This window comes from Bradyrhizobium sp. CCBAU 051011, from assembly GCF_009930815.1.
Classification (GTDB): Bacteria; Pseudomonadota; Alphaproteobacteria; order Rhizobiales; family Xanthobacteraceae; genus Bradyrhizobium.
Genome location: NZ_CP022222.1, coordinates 4924585 through 4944210, shown reverse-complemented (window position 1 = coordinate 4944210; position 19626 = coordinate 4924585). Strand labels below are relative to the sequence as shown.

At 62.8% G+C, this 19626-nt stretch carries 18 protein-coding genes; 12 read left to right on the top strand and 6 right to left on the bottom strand.

All coding sequences use genetic code 11. The features are described from left to right. Window positions 1–27: 27 nt before the first annotated feature. Window positions 28–768: a peptidoglycan-binding domain-containing protein gene (locus ACH79_RS23050; protein WP_246738072.1), complete on the bottom strand. Its 741-nt coding sequence runs from the start codon at window positions 766–768 to the stop codon at window positions 28–30. Next, a complete protein-coding gene (locus ACH79_RS23045) occupies window positions 761–2572 on the bottom strand; it encodes a cell wall metabolism sensor histidine kinase WalK (protein ID WP_161853051.1) in 1812 nt (603 codons plus the stop codon). The genes ACH79_RS23050 and ACH79_RS23045 overlap by 8 nt, the downstream gene beginning before the upstream one ends. Before the next feature lie 422 nt (window positions 2573–2994). On the opposite strand from ACH79_RS23045, the gene ACH79_RS23040 reads away from it, so the two are divergent. Further along, complete coding sequence (locus ACH79_RS23040; RefSeq protein ID WP_161853050.1) at window positions 2995–3423, top strand: DUF5330 domain-containing protein; 429 nt, start codon at window positions 2995–2997, stop codon at window positions 3421–3423. Between the two features lie 81 nt (window positions 3424–3504). After that, window positions 3505–3933, top strand: a complete 429-nt coding sequence (locus tag ACH79_RS23035; RefSeq protein WP_161853049.1) for a SufE family protein — start codon at window positions 3505–3507, stop codon at window positions 3931–3933. A gap of 122 nt (window positions 3934–4055) precedes the next feature. Here ACH79_RS23035 and ACH79_RS23030 read toward each other — a convergent pair whose 3' ends face one another. Further along, window positions 4056–4469, bottom strand: coding sequence for a MucR family transcriptional regulator (locus ACH79_RS23030; protein WP_161853048.1), 414 nt, complete (start codon window positions 4467–4469; stop codon window positions 4056–4058). Between the two features lie 286 nt (window positions 4470–4755). Next, window positions 4756–5619 carry a DUF308 domain-containing protein gene (locus ACH79_RS23025; RefSeq protein WP_161853047.1) on the bottom strand — a complete coding sequence of 288 codons (864 nt, stop codon included), beginning with the start codon at window positions 5617–5619 and terminating at the stop codon, window positions 4756–4758. Window positions 5620–5965: 346 nt separating this feature from the next. On the opposite strand from ACH79_RS23025, the gene ACH79_RS23020 reads away from it, so the two are divergent. The 3 genes from ACH79_RS23020 (at window position 5966) to ACH79_RS23010 (ending at window position 10045) form a co-directional block, all read left to right on the top strand. Further along, a complete protein-coding gene (locus ACH79_RS23020; RefSeq protein WP_161853046.1) occupies window positions 5966–7615 on the top strand; it encodes a glycosyltransferase family 39 protein in 1650 nt (549 codons plus the stop codon). A 570-nt stretch (window positions 7616–8185) separates the two neighbouring features. Continuing rightward, window positions 8186–8965 (top strand): class II aldolase/adducin family protein, encoded by a 780-nt coding sequence (locus tag ACH79_RS23015; protein WP_161853045.1) that lies wholly within the window; start codon window positions 8186–8188, stop codon window positions 8963–8965. Between the two features lie 96 nt (window positions 8966–9061). After that, window positions 9062–10045 (top strand): NAD(P)-dependent oxidoreductase, encoded by a 984-nt coding sequence (locus ACH79_RS23010; RefSeq protein WP_161853044.1) that lies wholly within the window; start codon window positions 9062–9064, stop codon window positions 10043–10045. Between the two features lie 228 nt (window positions 10046–10273). On the opposite strand, the gene ACH79_RS23005 is transcribed toward ACH79_RS23010, so the two are convergent. Both ACH79_RS23005 and ACH79_RS23000 read right to left on the bottom strand, forming a co-directional pair. After that, window positions 10274–11686: a M20/M25/M40 family metallo-hydrolase gene (locus tag ACH79_RS23005; RefSeq protein WP_161853043.1), complete on the bottom strand. Its 1413-nt coding sequence runs from the start codon at window positions 11684–11686 to the stop codon at window positions 10274–10276. 59 nt (window positions 11687–11745) lie between these two features. Beyond that, on the bottom strand, window positions 11746–13365 hold the full coding sequence (locus tag ACH79_RS23000; protein ID WP_161853042.1) for a helicase HerA-like domain-containing protein: 1620 nt from the start codon (window positions 13363–13365) through the stop codon (window positions 11746–11748). Between the two features lie 328 nt (window positions 13366–13693). On the opposite strand from ACH79_RS23000, the gene ACH79_RS22995 reads away from it, so the two are divergent. From ACH79_RS22995 to ACH79_RS22965, 7 genes are all read left to right on the top strand, one after another. Beyond that, window positions 13694–14059 carry a DUF2267 domain-containing protein gene (locus tag ACH79_RS22995; RefSeq protein WP_161856505.1) on the top strand — a complete coding sequence of 122 codons (366 nt, stop codon included), beginning with the start codon at window positions 13694–13696 and terminating at the stop codon, window positions 14057–14059. Between the two features lie 55 nt (window positions 14060–14114). After that, window positions 14115–14522 (top strand): DUF4332 domain-containing protein, encoded by a 408-nt coding sequence (locus ACH79_RS22990; protein WP_161856504.1) that lies wholly within the window; start codon window positions 14115–14117, stop codon window positions 14520–14522. Window positions 14523–14596: 74 nt separating this feature from the next. Then, entirely contained in the window at window positions 14597–15454 is an 858-nt protein-coding gene (gene folP / locus ACH79_RS22985) for a dihydropteroate synthase (RefSeq protein ID WP_161853041.1), read from the top strand. After that, window positions 15451–15822 (top strand): dihydroneopterin aldolase, encoded by a 372-nt coding sequence (gene folB / locus ACH79_RS22980; RefSeq protein WP_161853040.1) that lies wholly within the window; start codon window positions 15451–15453, stop codon window positions 15820–15822. Before folP ends, folB begins: the two co-directional genes overlap by 4 nt. A 1-nt stretch (window position 15823) precedes the next feature. Then, on the top strand, window positions 15824–16315 hold the full coding sequence (gene folK / locus ACH79_RS22975) for a 2-amino-4-hydroxy-6-hydroxymethyldihydropteridine diphosphokinase (protein WP_161853039.1): 492 nt from the start codon (window positions 15824–15826) through the stop codon (window positions 16313–16315). 83 nt (window positions 16316–16398) lie between these two features. Beyond that, the gene (locus tag ACH79_RS22970) at window positions 16399–17430 is read left to right on the top strand and encodes an IS110 family transposase (RefSeq protein ID WP_161849242.1); all 1032 of its coding nucleotides are present in this window, start codon (window positions 16399–16401) and stop codon (window positions 17428–17430) included. 328 nt (window positions 17431–17758) lie between these two features. Further along, on the top strand, window positions 17759–19624 hold the full coding sequence (locus ACH79_RS22965) for a methylmalonyl-CoA mutase subunit beta (protein WP_161853038.1): 1866 nt from the start codon (window positions 17759–17761) through the stop codon (window positions 19622–19624). Window positions 19625–19626 lie beyond the last annotated feature (2 nt).

Below are 19626 nucleotides of genomic sequence, written 5' to 3'. Positions count from 1 at the left end.
GACGATAGGCCAGCGACCGGGCGGACGCTAGTCGATCGGGTGCCCGATCATGGCCGTGAGTTCCTTCACCAGCCGATCGGACATTTGCCCGGTCACCGGGAGCTTGCGGTCACGCTCGAATTTGGAGATCGCGGCCTGGGTGTCCGCACCGACCGCCCCGGTCGGCTTCAACTGGCCGTAGCCATATTGCGTGAGCGCGCGCTGCACCGCCGCCACGCGGCGCGCGCCGGCGCTTTGCGTAGTGGCCGGAATCGGCGCCGGCGGCCGCGCGACATTCGAAGGCGCCGCGGCGGGCGCGCCGGTCGACTTGACCACCAGATTGGCCATGGGGTCAGCGTTCCTGGGGTCGGCGTTCCTGGGGTCGGCGCTCTTGGGATCAGAGCTCTTGGGATCAGAGCTTTTGGGCTCAGCGCTCCTCACCTCGACCGGCCGGATTTCCGGCGGATCGGAATCGACCGGCCTTCCGGTCAGTTCGACCGGACGTGGACGCGGCAACGGGCTGACGACGGCAGCTTGCGGCGCCGGTAGCGTCACGACCGAGCCGAACATCGGCGAGGGATGGCGGCCGGCCTGCAGGAACAACGCATTGGCAACGATGGCGCAGATCGCGGCGGCCGCGAGCAGGCCCGCAATCATGTCCTTCGGGCTGTGCAGGAAGATGCGCATCACGAGGCCACGCTCTTCCTCTGCTTCGATCGCGACCGCTTTGGCGCCACGGCGGCGGCGGCGCGGCATCTCGTCTTCGTCGTCGTCAATACGCCTAGGCACGCTTCTTCACCTGATGGGCTTCGTCCTGAGTTTCGGGTCGCTGCGCCGGTTTCAGCGTCGCGATGTTGTTTGAAGGCGCCAGCGACGGCGCAAAGTCAAGCGGCAAGGTAACGGTTACCGTGGTGCCCTCGCCGACGCTGCTCTGCACATTCATCTCGCCATCATGCAATGCGACCAACCCCTTCACGATCGACAGGCCGAGGCCGGTGCCTTCGTGCTTGCGCTGATAGGTCTTGCCGGCCTGAAAGAATGGATCGCCGATCCGCGTGAGGTCCTCGGCCGCGATACCGACCCCGGTGTCGGTGACACTGAGCATCAGCCGCGATCCCTCGACCGCGGCGGAAACCGTCACGCTGCCGCCGCGCTCGGTGAATTTGATGGCATTGGTGATGAGGTTCAGCGCGATCTGCTTGAACGCGCGGGGATCGCCGTTCATGACAGGCAAATCCTCCGCCGCGCGGGTGATCAGATCGACGCCGTTGTCGCGCGCTTTCAGCGCCAGCAGATTGCAGCAGTGCAACAGCGCCGCGCGCGGCGCGAACGGCTCCGGCGAAATTTCGAAATTGCCGGTTTCCATCTTGGACATGTCGAGGATGCCGTTGACGACCGACAACAGATGCTGACCGGAATCGTTGATCAACTGCGCATACTCGCGTCGGCGCGCAGTATCGAGCATCATCGCCTCTTCATGCACGATCATCTCGGAGAAACCGATGATCGCGTTCAGCGGCGTGCGCAGTTCGTGGCTCATGGTGGCGAGGAAGCGCGTCTTGGAGGCATCCGCCTGCTCGGCGGCGGCACGCGCCGTTTCGAGAGCCTGCTCCTGGAGCTTGCGGTCGGTAATGTCGCGCATCACGGCGACAACCTCGGCCTCGGGGGAAGCCTGTTCGAGCGGCCGGCAGCGCATTTCGACCCAGATGAAATCGGCGGAACTGTTCTGGCCGCGCACCGCATCGCGGCGCAGGCGGAATTCGACGCTGCGCTGCTCGCTCCCCCCCGCGGCATCCGACAACGCCGTAAGATAGGCCGGCCGATCGGCGACATGGACGCGGTCGAACAGGCCATGGCCGGTGAGCCGGGTGCAGGGCGTGCCGAGCATGGCTTCCGCCGCCGGTGAAATGAACCCCACAGCGCCATTGCGGTTGTGACGCGAAATCACGTCGCTCATGTTTCGTGCCAGCAGGCGGTAACGGTCCTCTTCGAGATAGAGCAGCGACACGGACGTGCGCGCCAGCGATTCGGCGCTGACGGCGAGTCCCGCCGCGTAGAGCGTCGCCGAGGCGACGCCCGCCCCCATCAGGACGCCGTGCAGTGCCGCGTTCGGCTCCGCCACCGGCAGCAGATGAAAATGTCCGAGCGCGATCAGCAAGGCGGCGCATGACAGCGCCAGCGCGGAAGCGAACGCGACCACGCGGCGCGAGGCCGATAGCGCAGCTTCGAGCGGAACGACGATGAGCCAGACCGCGGCGAAGGATTCGATGCCGCCGGTGGTCACGGCGACCATCATGACGAGGCCTGCCAGCGCCAGCGCGGAAAGGATATGCGCGCCTTCGTAGCGGCCGGTGCGCGACAGGAACCAGGACAACAGAATGGGAGCGATCAGCCAGGCGAAGGCCGCAACCTCGAGCGCGGTGGGCGCCCCGCGCATCGCCAGATAGATCGGAAAAGCCGCAAGCGCTACCAGGCTGCCCAGCAGCCGCGGCGCCATGAACGCGCGATGACGCGCACGCGTCAGCGCATCATATCGTGCCGAGGGATGCAGCAACGCATCGAGACAATCGCGGATGATACTCAAAACAATCACGGCTCTCGCGCTTCGGCTTGCTCGTCAGACAGACGCGCCGGAACGCCCCCATTATCCTTGACGCCACCGTGTCAGAGCGAACTTAAGCGAACGCTAAGGCGATGCGGATTGGTGCCCGGCACCGCGTCTTGGCAGGGATTTCGCGCCTCGCGCGAGCTCCATTCGGCGCGGATGGTGAACGATAGGTTTCCAGCACTGAGGTTCTATGGTTTCGAAATGGTGGACGCGCTGCTGACGGTTGCTTTCTCCCGTACTCATCACCATCAATCGAAAATTTACGCCGAATCGCATCTTTCAAATTTTCTGCGAGTTTTCGCCGAATTTACTTCAATGCAAACACTTAGGATTTATCCACGACTGTTAGTTAGAAACGAAGCTGCGGGTTAACCGCAGCACAACCAAAAGACGACCGGGATCGCGAGATGTTTTTTATGCTTCGCATGGCGTTCTGGCTCGGGCTCGTGCTCGTGCTGCTGCCCAGGGAAAAGACGCCTGAATCGGACAAGGTGCCGCAGATCAGCGCGTCCGAAGCTGTATCGGCTGCGACCGCAGCCGCCTCCGACATGGGCCAGTTCTGCAAGCGCCAGCCGGCGGCCTGCGAGGTCGGCGGCCAGGCCGCGACGGCTATCGGCCAGCGCGCCCAGGATGGCGCCCGCCAGTTGTACAAGATCATCACCGACGACAAGAAGCCCGAGCAACCCAAGGTCCCCGACAAGAAGCCCGACCATACCAGCTCGGTCGGCACCGACGCCGAGGCCGTTGTCGCGAACACGTCGCCCCCTGACGCGCTGACGGATGGCGATATGGCGATCGAATGGCGGATGCCGCGGACGCCGTTGGCCGCAAAATAGGCCACGGAACCGGTTCCATTTCCGTCGCTTTCGTCCAGTCCGCGTCCTATATAAGACTTTAAGGAAACGGACGCGGCCAAGATGACGATCGACGAAATCAGGGACAATTTCGAGCTGCTGGACGAGTGGGACGACCGCTACCGGTACGTCATCGAACTCGGCCGTACGCTCGATCCGATGCCGGAAGCCGAGCATTCCGCCGAGAACAAGGTCAATGGCTGTGTCAGCCAGGTCTGGCTTTCCAGGCAGCTAGACCGCAGCGGCAGCGGCGAACCGCGGCTGAAATATCTGGGTGACAGCGACGCTCACATTGTGCGCGGCCTGATCGCGATCCTACTCACGCTGTATTCCGGCCGCACGCCACAGCAGATCCTTTCTACCGATGCGCTTGCAGTGTTCAACGAGTTTGGATTCCGGGAGCACTTGACGCCGCAGCGCTCCAACGGCCTGCGCTCCATGGTCGAGCGCATCCGCTCCGACGCGCGCGAGGCACTGGCTGCAGCCTCGTAGACACCGTCATTGCGAGGAGCGCAGCGACGAGGTGATTGCTTCGCGGAGCCTGTCATCGCTGCGCGAGCGCAATTGCGCGGGGCGCGCATGCGTGCGACCCGTTGGCTCGCAATGACGTGGGTCTATTTCCGCTTCCGCGCCTGCTGACCGAGGCCCATCTTCTTGGCGAGCTGCGAGCGCGCCACCGCATAGTTCGGCGCCACCATCGGGTAATCCGGCGGCAGGCCCCATTTGTCGCGGTACTGTTCCGGCGTCATGTTGTACTGCGTGCGCAGATGGCGCTTAAGCGACTTGAAGCGCTTGCCGTCCTCCAGACACACCAGATATTCCGGGGTTATCGACTTCTTCGTCGACACCGCCGGCTTGGCCGGCTCGAGCGGCGTCTCAGGGCGACCGCTCGAAACCCGCATCAGCGCGGCGTGGACCTGGCTGATCAGGTTCGGGATTTCAGAGGCCTGGGTCGGATTGTTGCTGAGATACGCCGAAACGATATTGGCGGTCAGTTCGACGGGCGTTTTGCCGGAGGGATCAGTCATGGCTCAACCTTCTGGGTCACCAACGCATCTGTCGGCCACACGATTCGGACAGTATCCGACCGCGCCTATACATCAGCGAAATCTCGTACAACTTGGCGTATATGACCGAAACGCCGGGAAACTGACAAGAACGGCGGCGCTTTATTTTCGATAGCCGGCTTCGCAGCAAGTATTGCCGCCGGTACTAAAGCGTTTTCCAGCGAAGTGGGCACCGGTTCGCGTCAAGAAAACGCGTCAAATCAAAAATCTAGAGCCCCGTTCCGATTTCATCGGAACGGAAAAGGCTCTAGGGCCGCTGATCGAGATGCGCGCGCAGTTCGTCGATCGAGGCGAAGCGCATCATCCCCTCCGGCATCTGGGCCTCGATCGAACCATCGGAATAGAGCGAATAGGCCATGCCATCGACAATGCCGGACTTCAGCACGGTCACCGCCGGCTGATCCTCCGTGCGCACCGGTCCAGCATTGGTTTCCGCGAGCGTTGGAGACATGCGGCCACTGCGCCGCGGCAGCGGGGCTTCAGAAGCCTTTGCGCGCTCCGCTCTCGGCCAGGCATCTTCGAACGGCCCCCGTGGCGGTTCGGCCGGTTCGACCTGCGGCATGGCGGGCGGATTGGAGCGAAGGTCCGATGACAACAGATCCGGCGGCAGCGCTTCGCCGCCCCGCGCCTGCACCCGCTCGCGTTCCTTTCGTGATGTCGAGGAAAACAGCAGATTGCGCTTCGGTTTCGGAGCCGGCGGCGATTCGGGGTGCATCGGCTCCGGGATCGGGTGATCACGCAAGACAGTCTCGTTCTGCCACGGCGGTGGTGCCGTTGGCGAAAATGGTCCGCGGTCTCCCGACTGTTCGGCAGCCGGAAAACCGGGGGGGATCGGGGCAGGATCCCGCGCCGCGGCGACAGGAAGCACCGGTCCCACCGCGGCCTCGCCGCGCGCTTCGGGCAGGCTGGCGCCGAGCCGCCGCGCGATGTTTTTCAACTCCCGGACCGCCACCCACAGGGCAAACATGATCGCGCCGGTACAGACGCCGATCACGCCGGCGATAATCAGCGTATTGCCAGTGCTGAATTCCTTGATCGGTATCCCGAAGCCGATCGCCAACAGGCCTGCCAAAGCGAGGCCGATTGCGGCGACCAACACGACAAACATCATTGAACTAACCCCTCAGCCGCGCCCGAAACGCTCGCCAGCCGCCCCACGCCACGATACCGTCATCTTGTGCGCACCGCCAACCGCCAATTGCGTCCCCGGTTCCATAGCGGCGCCAGCCATTTGCCGGATTCCGATTTCGGTCAAATGCTTGCCATTCAGGTACCGTTCAGCCCGCCGGCCGTAGTTTTACCGTCTACTAATTACTGCCCTTTTGTTGCATTGCATCAGGGCTTTAAGCCACAATTCCCAATTACTTGGAAATGGAACTAGGCTATATGGGTACCCGGGGAATGAGGCTCAACAATATCCTAGGTGGGCCATAGGGGACGCTGGGTTACCAATCGCCATGTCATCCATCACGACTTCTGCCCTCGATACGCCCGCGCGGCGCTCGGTGGAGCGGACCTGTGACGACCTTGCCATCTTCGTGCTGGCCGTGGTCGCCCTGGTCGCGGGCCTGACTTTCCGCGACTACGGGCTGGGCTGGGACGACTACACGCACGCCGAATATGCCGACCTGCTGTTGCGGATGTACGGTTCCGGCTTCAAGGACACCGGGGCACTGTCGTTCGCCAATCTCTACATGTATGGCGGCGGCTTCGACATGGCGGCGGCGCTGCTGCACAAGGTCATCCCGCTCGAATTGTTTGAAACACGCCGCCTGCTCGGCGCCATCGTCGGCCTGATCGGCCTTGGCGTGACCTGGCGGCTGGCGCGGCGGGTCGGCGGTCCGCTTGCGGGGCTCGCGACGCTGCTGCTGCTGGCGCTATGCCCGACCTTCTACGGCCACATGTTCATGAACCCGAAGGACGCGCCGTTTGCCGTCTCGATGGTGATCCTGATCCTGGGCCTGGTGCGCCTTGCCGAGGAGTATCCCGCCCCCTCGCCGCGAACCATTTTGATCGTCGGCATTGGCGCCGGACTTTCCATCGGCTGCCGGATTCTCGGTGGGATGGCGCTGGTCTATGCGATGGTGGGCTTCGTCCCGCTGCTGATCGAGGAAGTTCGCAAGCAGGGCGCCCGCGAAACCACCCGCCGCTTCATCCACGTCGTCTACGTACTGCTGCCTGGCCTCGTGCTCGGATACCTGATCATGGGCCTGGTGTGGCCGTGGTCGATCATGGAGGCGGACCATCCCTTCAAGGCGTTGACCTATTTCTCGCACTTCTTCGAGAAACCCTGGAAGGAAATGTTCGACGGCGCGCTGGTGTCGGTGCCGGACATGCCGTGGTCCTACCTGCCGACTCTGTTCGCGCTGCAGCTTCCCGAGGTAATGCTCGCCCTTCTGTTCGCCGGCATCGTCGGGACCTTCATGTCGCTGTCGCGTGTGGACGTGACGGCTCGCCGCAAGACCATATTCCTGATGCTGACTCTGGCGGCGACCTTGCCGCTGGTGATCGCGATGGTGAAGCGGCCGGCACTCTACAACGGCATCCGGCATTTCGTTTTCGTCATTCCGCCAATGGCGGTGCTCGCCGGCGTATCGTTCGCCTGGGGCATGAACTGGCTCAAGGACAACCACCGCCGCTGGCAACCTGCCGCGCTGGCGGTGTTCACGTTCGGCCTGCTGTTGCCGCTCAGCGAAATGATCCGCCTGCACCCCTACGAATACACCCACTTCAACCACATCGCCGGCACGGTGCGAGCCGCCGACAATTACTTCATGCTGGACTATTGGGGTCTGGCGCTGAAGCAGGCGTCCGACGGTCTGCGCGACGAACTGGTAGAGCGCCAGGAAGTGGCTCCGGCCGGGCGCAAATGGAAGGTCGCGGTGTGTGGCCCGCAGCGGCCGGCGCAGGTCGCGCTCGGCCCCGACTTCACGATCGGCTGGGACAGCCAGTCTGCCGACTTCGCGATGACGCTGGGCGAGTTCTACTGCAAGGGCCTTACCGCGCCGGTCATGGTGGAAATCAAGCGTGATGATGTCGTGTTCGCCCGCGTCTACGATATCCGCGGCCGCGCCATCTCGACGTTGCTGGCGATTCCAGCGCCGTAGAACGAGGTTCCAGGCTCCATGGGCTAGGCTGTGCTGCGCTTGCTTCTGCGGTACGCAAGCAACATTCCCAGTACCCGGTACGCAAGTATGGCCAGAAGCGCAGCTAGCACCGCTTGAGACATTTGGACATTGATGAAATTGCAATCAGGCCAATAGACCGGTCGAACGGTCCTGTGGGGATGAGAGATCAAGAGCGCCGCAGTGACGATCGAGATGAATGGCCAGCGTCTTTGAAAGATCTCAAAGCAGATGATTATTCCGCCAAGCAGGATTGATATGGCCCAGTAAAGGGCTGACGTTGCAAGCGCCGCCTTGGTGGACGCCTCCACGCTGACAAACGAACACGCAAATCCGGAGGAAGGAAGAATTGCGGCTGCCAACGGCAGCAGCAACAATCTCAATCTGACCGGCACCCGATCGATCCCTTCCTGTCCACGTCACTTCCCTACCAGATTTTTCCAATGTGCAGGATAACGGCAAGTTGTCGCGCCGAGGTCATCAGCGACTTGTCGCGAGATTAGGGGGGCGTTAGGCTTTGCGGCAAATCAATCAGCATCGAGAGCAACGATCATGTCGCCAGCCGAAGCTCGCCTGAAGCAGGTTCCATCCGGCATGACGGAGGCTGAGTGGAACCAGCGGATCAACCTCGCCGCCTGCTATCGCCTCGTCGCCCTCTATGGCTGGGACGATCTGGTCGACACCCACATCTCGGCGCGCGTGCCCGGCCCCGACCATCACTTCCTGATCAACCCTTACGGGCTGATGTTCGAGGAAATCACGGCGTCGAGCCTGGTGAAGGTCGATCTCCACGGCAACCAGCTCAGCGAAAGCGAGTACAGCATCAATCCGGCGGGCTTCACCATCCATTCGGCCATTCATGAGGTGCGCGAGGATGCCGGCTGCGTGCTTCATCTCCACACGCCCGACGGAACGGCGGTCGCAAGCTGCCTGGAGGGTCTGCTGCCGATGAATCAGACCGCGCAATTCGTCACCCACGACCTCGCCTATCACGATTACGAAGGCGTGGCGCTGGACCATGATGAGCGCCCGCGCTTGCAGAAGGACCTCGGCAACAAGAACCACATGCTGCTACGCAATCACGGGACGCTCACCGTCGGCCGTTCGGTCGCCTCCGCCTTCGAGCGCATGTACCATCTGGAACGGGCCTGCACGATGCAGGTGCGCACCCGCATGCTGGGTCCCACCGCCTACCCGATCGAACAGGCGGTGATCGACAAGAACGAACAACTGTTCAGCAATGCCGATTTCGCGGAGCGGCGCTCGACCCAATTGGTGTGGCCGCCGCTGTTGCGAAAACTCGATCGGATCGATCCGAGCTACAAGACCTGAGCCGGACTCTAGATTCTTCCTTTGACGCGTTTTCTTGACGCGAACCGGCGTCCATTTCGCTCGAAAACGCTATAGCGCGCGAAAGGTTGTAGCAGCGTGACGGTGCTGGTGACCGGCAGTTCCGGCCATTTGGGCGAGGCGCTGATGCGTACCCTGCAGGCGCAGCGGTGCGAGGCCATTGGCATCGACATTCTGCCCGGCGCGTTCACGCGTCACACAGGCTCGATCGCTGACCGGGCGTTCGTGCGCCGCTGCATGAGGGGCGCCACGACCGTGCTGCACGCCGCGACGCTGCACAAGCCGCATGTGGCGACCCACAGCCGGCAGGACTTCGTCGACGTCAACATCACGGGCACGCTCAACCTGCTCGAAGAGGCCGCGGCAGCCGGTGTCTCGGCGTTCGTCTATACCAGCACTACAAGTGTCTTCGGCGACGCGCTGGTGCCGCCGCCGGGCGAGCCAGCGGCCTGGATCACCGAAGACGTCACGGCGGTGCCGAAAAATATCTATGGCGTCACCAAGGCGGCTGCGGAGGATCTGTGCCAGCTTTTCGCGCGCAATCATTCGCTTCGCGCGATCGTGCTGCGCACCTCGCGCTTCTTCCCCGAAGAGGACGACAATCGCGCGATACGCGAGGCCTTTAGCGACGCCAACGCCAAAACCAACGAGTTCCTCTATCGCCGCGTCGACATCGAGGACGTCGTCAGCGCGCATCTCTTGGCGGCGCAGCACGCGCCATCGGCCGGCTTCGCGAAATATATCATCAGCGCCACCACGCCGTTCTCGCGTCATGACACCGCCGAACTGCGCAACAACGCGCCGCTTGTGGTCCGCCGCTGCGTGCCTGAGTATGAGGCCGAATATGCATGGCGTGGCTGGACGATGATCCCAGGCATCGATCGCGTCTATGTCAACGACCGCGCACGCGCCGAACTCGGCTGGCAACCGCGCCATGATTTCCGCGCGCTGATTGCGCGGCTGCGGACCGACGATGACATCCGCAGTCCACTCGCGCGCGAGATAGGCAGCAAGGGTTATCACGATCGCGTTTTTGACGAGGGGCCCTACCCCGTGGAGTGAGGGTCCAGCGGGACATATCCGTTGGACGGGCCGCATGGATGCGCTAAACTATCAGTCACACACCCTCTACACGTCTGGAATCAAAACGCCGCCCAATCCCGGGCGGCGTTTTTATTTTCCGGAATCGTAGGGCGGGCAAAGCGAAGCGTGCCCATCATGTTCCAAGCGAGTGAGAGGTGGTGGGCACGGCGCAAGTGCGCCTTTGCCCACCCTACGCTGTCTTGTCTGCTACTTCGCCTCCGCGAACGCTCCCAAAATCCGGGCCCAGGAGCGGATGCCCTTGTGGTAGCTCTTCAGATCGTACTTCTCGTTCGGCGAATGGATGTTGTCGTCGTCGAGGCCGAATCCGACCAGCACGGTATCGAGGCCGAGCGTGCGCTTGAAGTCCGCCACGATCGGGATCGAGGCGCCCGAACCGATCAGCAGCGCCTCCTTGCCCCACTCGTCCGTCAGCGCGCGCTTGGCGGCGGCCAGCGGCTTCATGTTCCAGTCGAGCGCGATCGCCGGCGCGTTGGAATGGTCGGTGAATTCGGCCGTGCAGTCGGCGGGCACGCGCGCCCGCACAAAGTCGCGGAAGGCGCTTCGGATCTTTTCCGGGTTCTGTCCTTCGACCAGCCGGAACGAAACTTTTGCGGAAGCTTCCGCCGGGATCACGGTCTTGGAGCCTTCGCCGGTGTAGCCGCCGATGATGCCGTTGATGTCACAGGTCGGGCGCGAGGAGACCTGCTCGATCAGCAACCGGTCCTTCTCGCCGGCTGGAAGCGAGAGGCCGATCGGCTTCAGGAACGACTCCGGCGTGAGGTTGAGCTCCTTCCACTGCGCCAGGATATCCGGCGGCAAATCCTTCACGCCGTCGTAGAAACCGGGAATGGTGATGTGGCCGTTCTCGTCGTGCAGGCCGCCAAGAATGTTGGTCAGCACCCGGATCGGGTTGCGCGCGCCGCCGCCAAAAATGCCGGAATGCAGGTCGCGATTGGCGGCCTTGATCTTGACCTCGTCATAGACGAGCCCGCGCAGCGAGGTCGTAATCGCTGGCGTGTTCTGGTCCCACATGCTGGTGTCGCAAACGAGGGCGAAGTCTGCCTCGAGGTCGGTCTTGTTCGCTTCAAGGAACGGCACGAAATTCTTCGATCCGATTTCCTCCTCGCCCTCGATGATGATGGTGACGTCGACCGGCAGCGATCCCGTGACCTTCTTCCAGGCCCGGCAAGCCTCGACGAAGGTCATCAACTGGCCCTTGTCGTCCTCCGCGCCGCGCGCCACGATGATCTTGCGGCCGTCGGCATGATCGGTGACGACAGGCTCGAACGGCGGACGGTGCCACAGATTGAGCGGATCGACCGGCTGCACGTCATAATGCCCGTAGAACAATACATGCGGACGGCCGTCGGTGCTGCCGTTCGTGCTCCCATTCATCTTGGCGACGATCGCGGGATGCCCCGCCGTCGGCCTCACCTCCGCCTTGAAGCCCAGCGTCGCAATATCCTTCGCCAGATGATCGGCGGCCGCCTTGCAATCGCCGGCGAAGGCCGGATCGGCCGAGATCGACTTGATCCGCAACAGCGCAAACAGCCGCTCGAGGCTGTTGTTGAAATCGGCGTCGATATGATCGAGGACCGGCTGGATCTTGGCATTGGACATGGCTGACTATCCTGAGTTGCCCTTGGCTGCGGGCCTTGTTGTTGGCGTCGAATGTAGCCTTACCGCCGCAGCAATCCGCCGAGCGCGCCGCGCACCAGTGCGCGTCCGACTGAACTGCCGAGCGATCCGCCGACCGATTTACCGAGATCGGCGACGATGCCGCCGACCACCTTGTTGGTAACTGAACGAGTGACATCTCGCGCAATGACCTGGCCGGTCGACAGCCTGCCGCGCCTGACGTTGGTGCCGAAGATCGTGCCGACGATCGAACCGATCTGGCCGAGGATTCCTCCGCCTCCGCCGCCATTCGCTGCGTCCGCAGGCGCCGCCGTTCCGGCGACGCGCTTCTGCAGCATCTCATAGGCGGATTCGGCGTCGACCGCGGTATCGTATTTGCCCTTGACCGGACTCTTGTTCATGATCGCCTTGCGCTCTTCCAGCGTGATCGGCCCGATCCGCGCCGTCGGTGGCCGGATCATGACGCGCTCGACCATGGTCGGCGTCCCGCCGCCTTCGAGGAACGACACCAGCGCTTCGCCCTTGCCGAGCTCCATGATGACGCGGGCGGTATCGAGCTTCGGATTCGGCCGGAATGTCTGCGCTGCCGCATTCACCGACTTCTGGTCGCGCGGCGTGAAGGCGCGCAGCGCGTGCTGCACGCGGTTGCCCAATTGGGCAAGCACCTTGTCCGGCACGTCGATCGGGTTTTGCGTGACGAAATAGACACCGACGCCCTTGGAGCGGATCAGGCGGACCACCTGCTCGATCTTGTCCAGCAGCGCCTTCGGCGCATCGTTGAACAACAGATGCGCCTCGTCGAAGAAGAACACCAGCTTCGGCTTCGGCAGGTCACCGGCTTCCGGCAGTTCCTCGAACAGCTCCGACAGCATCCAGAGCAAGAAGGTGGCGTAGAGCCTCGGGCTCTGCATCAGCTTGTCGGCGACCAGAATATTGACCATTCCCCGGCCGTCGCTGTCGGTCTTCATGAAGTCCTTCAGCAAAAGCGCCGGCTCGCCGAAGAATTTCGTTCCGCCCTGGTTTTCCAGCACCAGAAGCTGGCGTTGAATGGTCCCAATTGTTGCCTTGCTGACGTTGCCGAAACTCTGTGCGGCCTTTCGGATCTCCGCATATGGATCTTCCTCGGCATCCGGCCCCTTCCTGCCGCCAGCTGGCGCGATCGCATCCAGCAGCGATCGCAGATCCTTCATGTCGATGAGCGTCAGCCCGTTTTCATCCGCCACACGGAATGCGACGTTGAGGACGCCTTCCTGCACGTCATTCAGGTCGAGCATCCGCGACAGCAAGAGCGGTCCCATTTCCGTAACCGTGGCGCGAACCGGATGTCCCTGCTCGCCGAACACGTCCCAGAACACGGTCGAGAACTGGTCGGGCTGGAAATTGAGGCCCATCTCTCCGGCGCGCTTCAAGATAAAGTCCTTGGCCTCCCCGACTTCCGATATTCCTGACAAGTCACCCTTGATATCGGCGGCGAACACCGGAACGCCGGCGCGTGCAAAGCCTTCCGCCATCACCTGCAGCGATACAGTCTTGCCGGTTCCGGTCGCCCCGGTGACAAGACCGTGCCGATTGGCAAGCGCGAGCGCCAGCCAGGCTGTTTGTTCGCCCTTTCCGATAAAAATCTTCTCGTCGGTATCGGCTGTCTTGTTATCGGAGGTCATCGCAATCGCCTCTTCGCGCGCATCGGGGAGATTTGGTTGGCAATCATATCGCAACCTGCCCGCCGATTGAAACCGTCAGCGGTATATACGTGAGCGTTGGCCTCGTCGTTCGTGCTTCTCATACTTTTTTCCGAACTTCGGCAAAAAAATCGAGGACGCACCGCAATAAATCAGCGTCAATCCGGGACTCACTCTTGCATTGCTGCAACACTCGCGACTCGATCTAGGCCTTCGCACGTGCGGATCGCTTGTATTTCAGATCGCGGACGCTCAAGATCAAATTTCAAGTAGGCGACCGGGTAAAAACCGGTTGGGGACGGGGCAAATTATGGATGAACTGATTGGGCGGCTGGCCTCAAAGGCCGGCATCGATAGCGCTGTCGCTGAAAAAACCATCGGCATCGTTCTGGGTTTTCTCCGTAACGAGGGCCCCTCCGACAAGGTTCAGGCTCTGATCGACCAAATTCCGGGTGCCGAAGTTGCAATTGCGGCTTCCAGCAGCAATGGCGGATTCGCGCGGCTGATGGGCGGAGGCTTGATGGCGGTTGGCACCAGGCTGATGGCGCTGGGTCTGGGCATGAACGAGATTCAAAGCGTGGCACGTGAACTTTTCAGGTTCGGCCGCGACAAAATCGGAGCGGATCAAATGGGCGAAATCATTTCGGGAACGCCGGGCCTCAGCCAGTTCGCATAGTCGGCAGCCTGGTGAGCATATTCAGCCCGAACACAGTCATTTTTCATCTGGTATCATGACCTATTCCCTTTCCGAGATCGACGGCCTGACCGCCTACTATGCCTCGAAACTGAAATCGTTGGGCATTCGCACCACCGATGCGCTGCTGGAAGCCGCCCGCACGGTGAAAGGGCGCAAGGCGCTTGCGGCGAAGACCGGCATCAGCGAACAGCAACTGCTCGAATGGGCCAATTTTTCCGACTACATGCGCATTCCCGGAATGGGCAAAGCCAAGGTGGGTCTGGTGCGCGCGGCCGGCGTCACCACCGTGCGTGAGCTCGCACACCGCAATCCGGCGCGCCTGGCCCAGAACATGAGAGACGTGAACATAAAGCGTAAACTCGTCCGGGTTCTGCCTTCCGAACGATCAGTCGAGCAACTGATCGAGCAGGCGCGCAAGCTTCAGCCGAAGATCAGCTACTGAGCCCGACCCGGCCGGGCAAGCAGGCCCGGCTTTCACGCCTTGACTCCCCGGCGCGGACCGCGCAAAGCGACCGCATGATCGCAGCCAAGTCCAGACCAACCGCCGCAACCGGTCCGGCCGGTCATCCGGTGCTGCCTGCGCTGCTGTCCAGGCCCTATCCGGCGGTGATGGGCGTACTGAACCTGACGCCCGATTCATTCTCGGACGGAGGGCAATTCGCGGCCCCCGAGCAGGCGCTGGCCCAGGCCCGGCGGATGATCGCCGAAGGCGCCGACATCATCGACATCGGCGCGGAATCCACCCGGCCCTATGGGTCGGAACCGATCTCGGCCGAAGAAGAACTAAAGCGCCTGCAGCCGGTGCTATCAGACGTCGTGGCGCTCGGCATTCCCGTGTCGATCGACAGCATGAAATCGGCCGTTGTCGCCTGGGCGCTCGATCAGGGCGCTGCCATCGCCAACGATGTCTGGGGCCTGCAGCGCGATTCCGGCATGGCGGGCCTCGTCGCCGAGCGCGGCGCGACTGTCATCATCATGCACAACCGCGACAGCGCCGATCCCGCCATCGACATCATGCAGGATATCGCTGATTTCTTCGCGCGTTCGCTCGACATCGCCGCCGGACGCGGCATTTCGCCCGACAGAATCGTGCTCGACCCCGGCATCGGCTTCGGCAAGACACCCGAGCAGAGCATGACCGCGCTGGCGCGGCTCGGCGAGTTGCAGTCGTTCGGATTGCCGCTGCTTGTCGGCGCCTCGCGCAAGCGTTTCATCAGCACGGTGACGCCGGCGGAGCCGCATCAGCGCCTCGGCGGTTCGATTGCCGCGCATCTGCTGGCGGCGCAAAACGGCGCGCGGATCATCCGGGCGCATGACGTCGCCGAAACCGTCCAGGCGCTGCGCGTGGCAGCGGCAATCAGGGAACAGGGATGAGCGATACGATCTTCATCACCGGCCTCGTCACCCATGCCCGCCATGGCGTGATGGAACACGAGACCAAAGTCGGGCAGCGGTTCGTGATCGATCTCGAACTCTCCATCGACCTGTCGGAATCCTCGCACACTGATCGGCTGTCCGACACCGTTTCTTATGCCAGCGTGGTCGAGACCGCGACCGCGGCGTTTACGAACACCCATTACAAGCTTTTGGAGCGTGCGGCCGGCGCCGTTTCGGACGCGATCTTCGCGGCGTTCCCACGCGTCCATGCGGTCAAGGTCACCGTCCACAAGCCGCATGCGCCGATTGCCGAAATCTTCGAGGATGTCGGCGTGGTGCTGATGCGCAAACGGCCATCGCCCTGACATGGCGGATGTGCTGATCGCGCTCGGCGGCAATGTCGGCGATGTCCGCACGACATTCCGGAAAGCCATTGCCAACATTTGCGGCATGACACAGGCCGCCCTGCTCGCGCGTTCCTCCGACTACTCCACCCCGCCCTGGGGCGAGGAAGACCAGGCGCCCTTCACCAACGCGGTCATCGAGATCGAGACCAGCCTCGATCCCCATGCGCTGCTGTTCACGCTGCACAAGATCGAGAAGAAGTTCGGCCGCGACCGCGCGCAGGAGACGCGCTGGGGGCCTCGCACTCTCGACCTCGATTTGATCGCCTATGACGACGTCAGGCTCGACAAGCCGGAACTGACGCTGCCGCATCCACGGGCTTTCGAGCGCGCCTTCGTGCTGGTGCCACTCGCCGAAATCGCGCCCGACCGTATCATCGCCGGACGCCGCGTCGCCGACGCGCTGGCTGAGCTTTCAGCCGAGGGTATCCGGCGCCTGCCCGACCTCGATTGATGCTGTGGACGGCGCCCACTCTGCGGCATCGAAGTGCCATAGGGTGGTTGCGTTGAAGCAAACCACTTTGAGGGGAGCCGTCCATGGGCGAGGTTAGCACGATTGGTCTCGATATTGCGAAGTCAGTCTTCCAGGTTCACGGCGCAGATGTTGATGGCGCGGTTGTGATCCGCAAGCGTGTGAGCCGCGCCAAGGTGCTGGAGTTCTTCTCGACTTTGCCGGCTTGCGTTGTTGGCATTGAAGCTTGCCCAAGTGCCCATCATTGGAGCCGTGAGCTCCGGGCGCTCGGCCATACGGTGCGGCTGATGCCGCCCAGTTATGTGAAGGCCTATCTCAAGCGCAGTAAGAACGACGCTAATGATGCTGCGGCGATCTGCGAGGCAGTGACACGTCCGTCGATGCGTTTTGTGCCGACCAAAAGCGAGCAGCAACAATCAGGCCTGATGCTGCATCGCAGCCGACAGCTACTGGTCCGTCAGCGAACGATGCTGTCGAACGCGATCCGCGGTCACTTGGCCGAGCTCGGCATTATCTCGGCAAAGGGGCGCAACGGCACAGCCGAGCTGTTCAAGATCATTGCTGACGAGAAGGATGGTCGGATACCCGCGGCCGCACGGTTCAGCCTCGAGGTTCTTGCCCGCCAACACGCCGCGATCGCAGCTGAGATCGGAGCTATCGAGAAGCGCATCCATGCCTGGCATCGTTCAAGCGAAGAAAGCCGCCGGCTCGAGCAGATCCCAGGCGTTGGTCCCATCGTCGCCACCGCCCTGGTCTCAGAAGTCGGTGATTGGAAAGAGTTCTCGTCCGGACGAAGCCTGGCGGCCTGGATCGGGCTTGTTCCCAAGCAGCATTCGACCGGCGGCAAGGAACGTCTGGGTAGAATCTCAAAGCAGGGAAATCGATATTTGCGATGGCTGCTCGTCACGGGCGCCATGGCCGTTATCCGATACGCGCGGCAGCATGGCACGCGGCGCCTCTGGCTTGCGCATATTATGGAGCGCCGGCCGATCAAGGTCGCCGCCGTGGCGCTTGCCAATAAAATCGCGCGCATGGCCTGGGCCATGATGGTACGCGGAGAGCAGTTCAAAGAGCCAAGATTGCTGCCAGCAGCATAGACAATAGGAGTTTCAACGATTGGCGAGGGCATGACGACGTAATGCAGATACGGTTGTTCCGGGGATTGGGAGAGCCCGTTTGGGTCAACGCACTTTCAAGTGCATGCGAACGATTGGGACCCGATCCGCGCAGAGCATTAGGGCCAGCGGCCACACCTGCCGCATCAACAGGCCGGACACGTGACCGCACCCGACCAATGCTGCAAAACGTCAGAAAGTTCTTGCCAGGGCGCCGTCCACACGTGACCCAAAACATTGTTTGGCTTGGCAGCCGCCCCGTGGCAATTTCCGGCCAAACAGAAGAGACGACCGAGGAACAATAGTCCGGATGACCACCAAAACTGACGAACTGACCCTGGCCGCGGAATTTGTCCCGGCGACCTACGAGGACTGGCGCAAGCTGGTCGATGGGGTGCTGAAAGGCGCACCATTCGAGAAACTGGTCAGCCAGACGTCCGATGGGCTGAAGATCGATCCGATCTATCGCCGTGCGCAAGGCGCCGCGCCGGTCGCCGGCCGTGCCGCCGCCGCGCCGTGGCAGATCATGCAGCGGATCGACCACCCCGACGCGAAAGCGGCGAACGCGCAGGCGCTGCACGACCTGGAGAACGGCGCGACAGGGCTGACATTGGTGTTCTCGGGCGCCAACGGCGCACATGGGTTTGGACTGGATCCTTCGGCAGAGGCCGTCGAAGCCGTCCTCGACGGCATCTATCTCGACGCCGGCATCGGCATCGAGTTGCAGATCGGCCCGCAGTCGCGCATGGCGGCCATTCACGTCGCCGAATACATCAAGCGCAGGGGTATCGACCCTGCAGCCTGCGACGTCCGTTTCGGCCTCGATCCGCTCGGGTCCGGTGCAGTGTGGGGCTCCAGTCCCTATAGTTGGGAGGAGATCGCGCCCGCGGTCACCAGCGCCATCAAGGGCCTCTCCGCCATGGGCTTCAAAGGCCCGTCGGCGGCCGCCGATGGACGCGTCATCCACGATGCGGGCGGATCGGAAGTGCAGGAGCTGGCGTTTGTGCTGGCTGCCGGCGTCGGCTATCTGCGCGCGATCGAAGGGGCTGGGATTTCGCTCGAAGATGCCCAAGGCATGGTCTATGCGCGGCTCCGCGCGGACGCCGACCAGTTCCTGACGCTGGCGAAATTCCGCGCGCTGCGGCTGTTGTGGGCGCGCATCGAACAGGCCTGCGGTCTCACGCCCAAACCGCTGTTCGTTGCGGCCGATACCGCCTGGCGCATGCTGACGCAACGCGATGCCTACGTGAACATGCTGCGCGCGACGATTGCGACCTTCGCCGCCGGCCTCGGCGGCGCCAATGCCATCACCGTATTGCCGCACACGCTGGCGCTGGGATTGCCCGATCCGTTTGCGCGGCGTGTCGCACGCAACACGCAGCTGGTGCTGCTGGAAGAATCCAACCTCGCCAAGGTGAGCGATCCCGCAGCCGGTTCCGGCGGCATCGAGACCCTGACGCAGCAACTTTGCGAAGCCGCATGGTCGCTGTTTCAGGAGATCGAGAAGACCGGCGGCATCTTTGCGGCGCTCGAACAGAACCTGATCCAGCGCAAGGTCGCCACCACCCGCGCCGCACGCGAGCTCAACATCGCCAGGCGGCGCGACGTGCTGACCGGCGCCAGCGAATTCCCGAACCTGCATGAGGACGATATCGCGGTGCTCGATGCAACCCCGATCGTGCTGCCGCCCTATGGCGAGGCGAAATTCAAATTCGACCCGCTGCCGCCGATCCGGCTCGCCGCGCCGTTCGAGGCGCTGCGGGACAAATCGGACGAAAAGCTCAAGGCATCGGGCGCACGGCCCAAAATCTTTCTCGCCAATCTCGGCACGCCCGCCGCCTTCACTGCGCGTGCCACCTTTGCCAAGAGTTTTTTCGAGACCGGCGGCATCGAGGCGATCGACACGCAAGGGTTTACCGACCCGGCTGCGTTGGCCGCCGCGTTTAAGGCGTCCGGAGCGGCGATTGCGTGCCTGTGCTCGTCCGACAAGGTCTATGCGGAACACGCGGGCCCCGCCGCGAAGGCCCTTCAAGCGGCCGGCGCGAAGCATATCTATCTGGCAGGGCGGCCCGGCGAACAGGAGGCCGCGCTGCGAAATGCCGGCGTAGGCGATTTCATCTTTGCCGGCGGCGACGCGCTGGCGACGCTGCAGGAAGCCTGGCGGCGGATGGAGTGAGC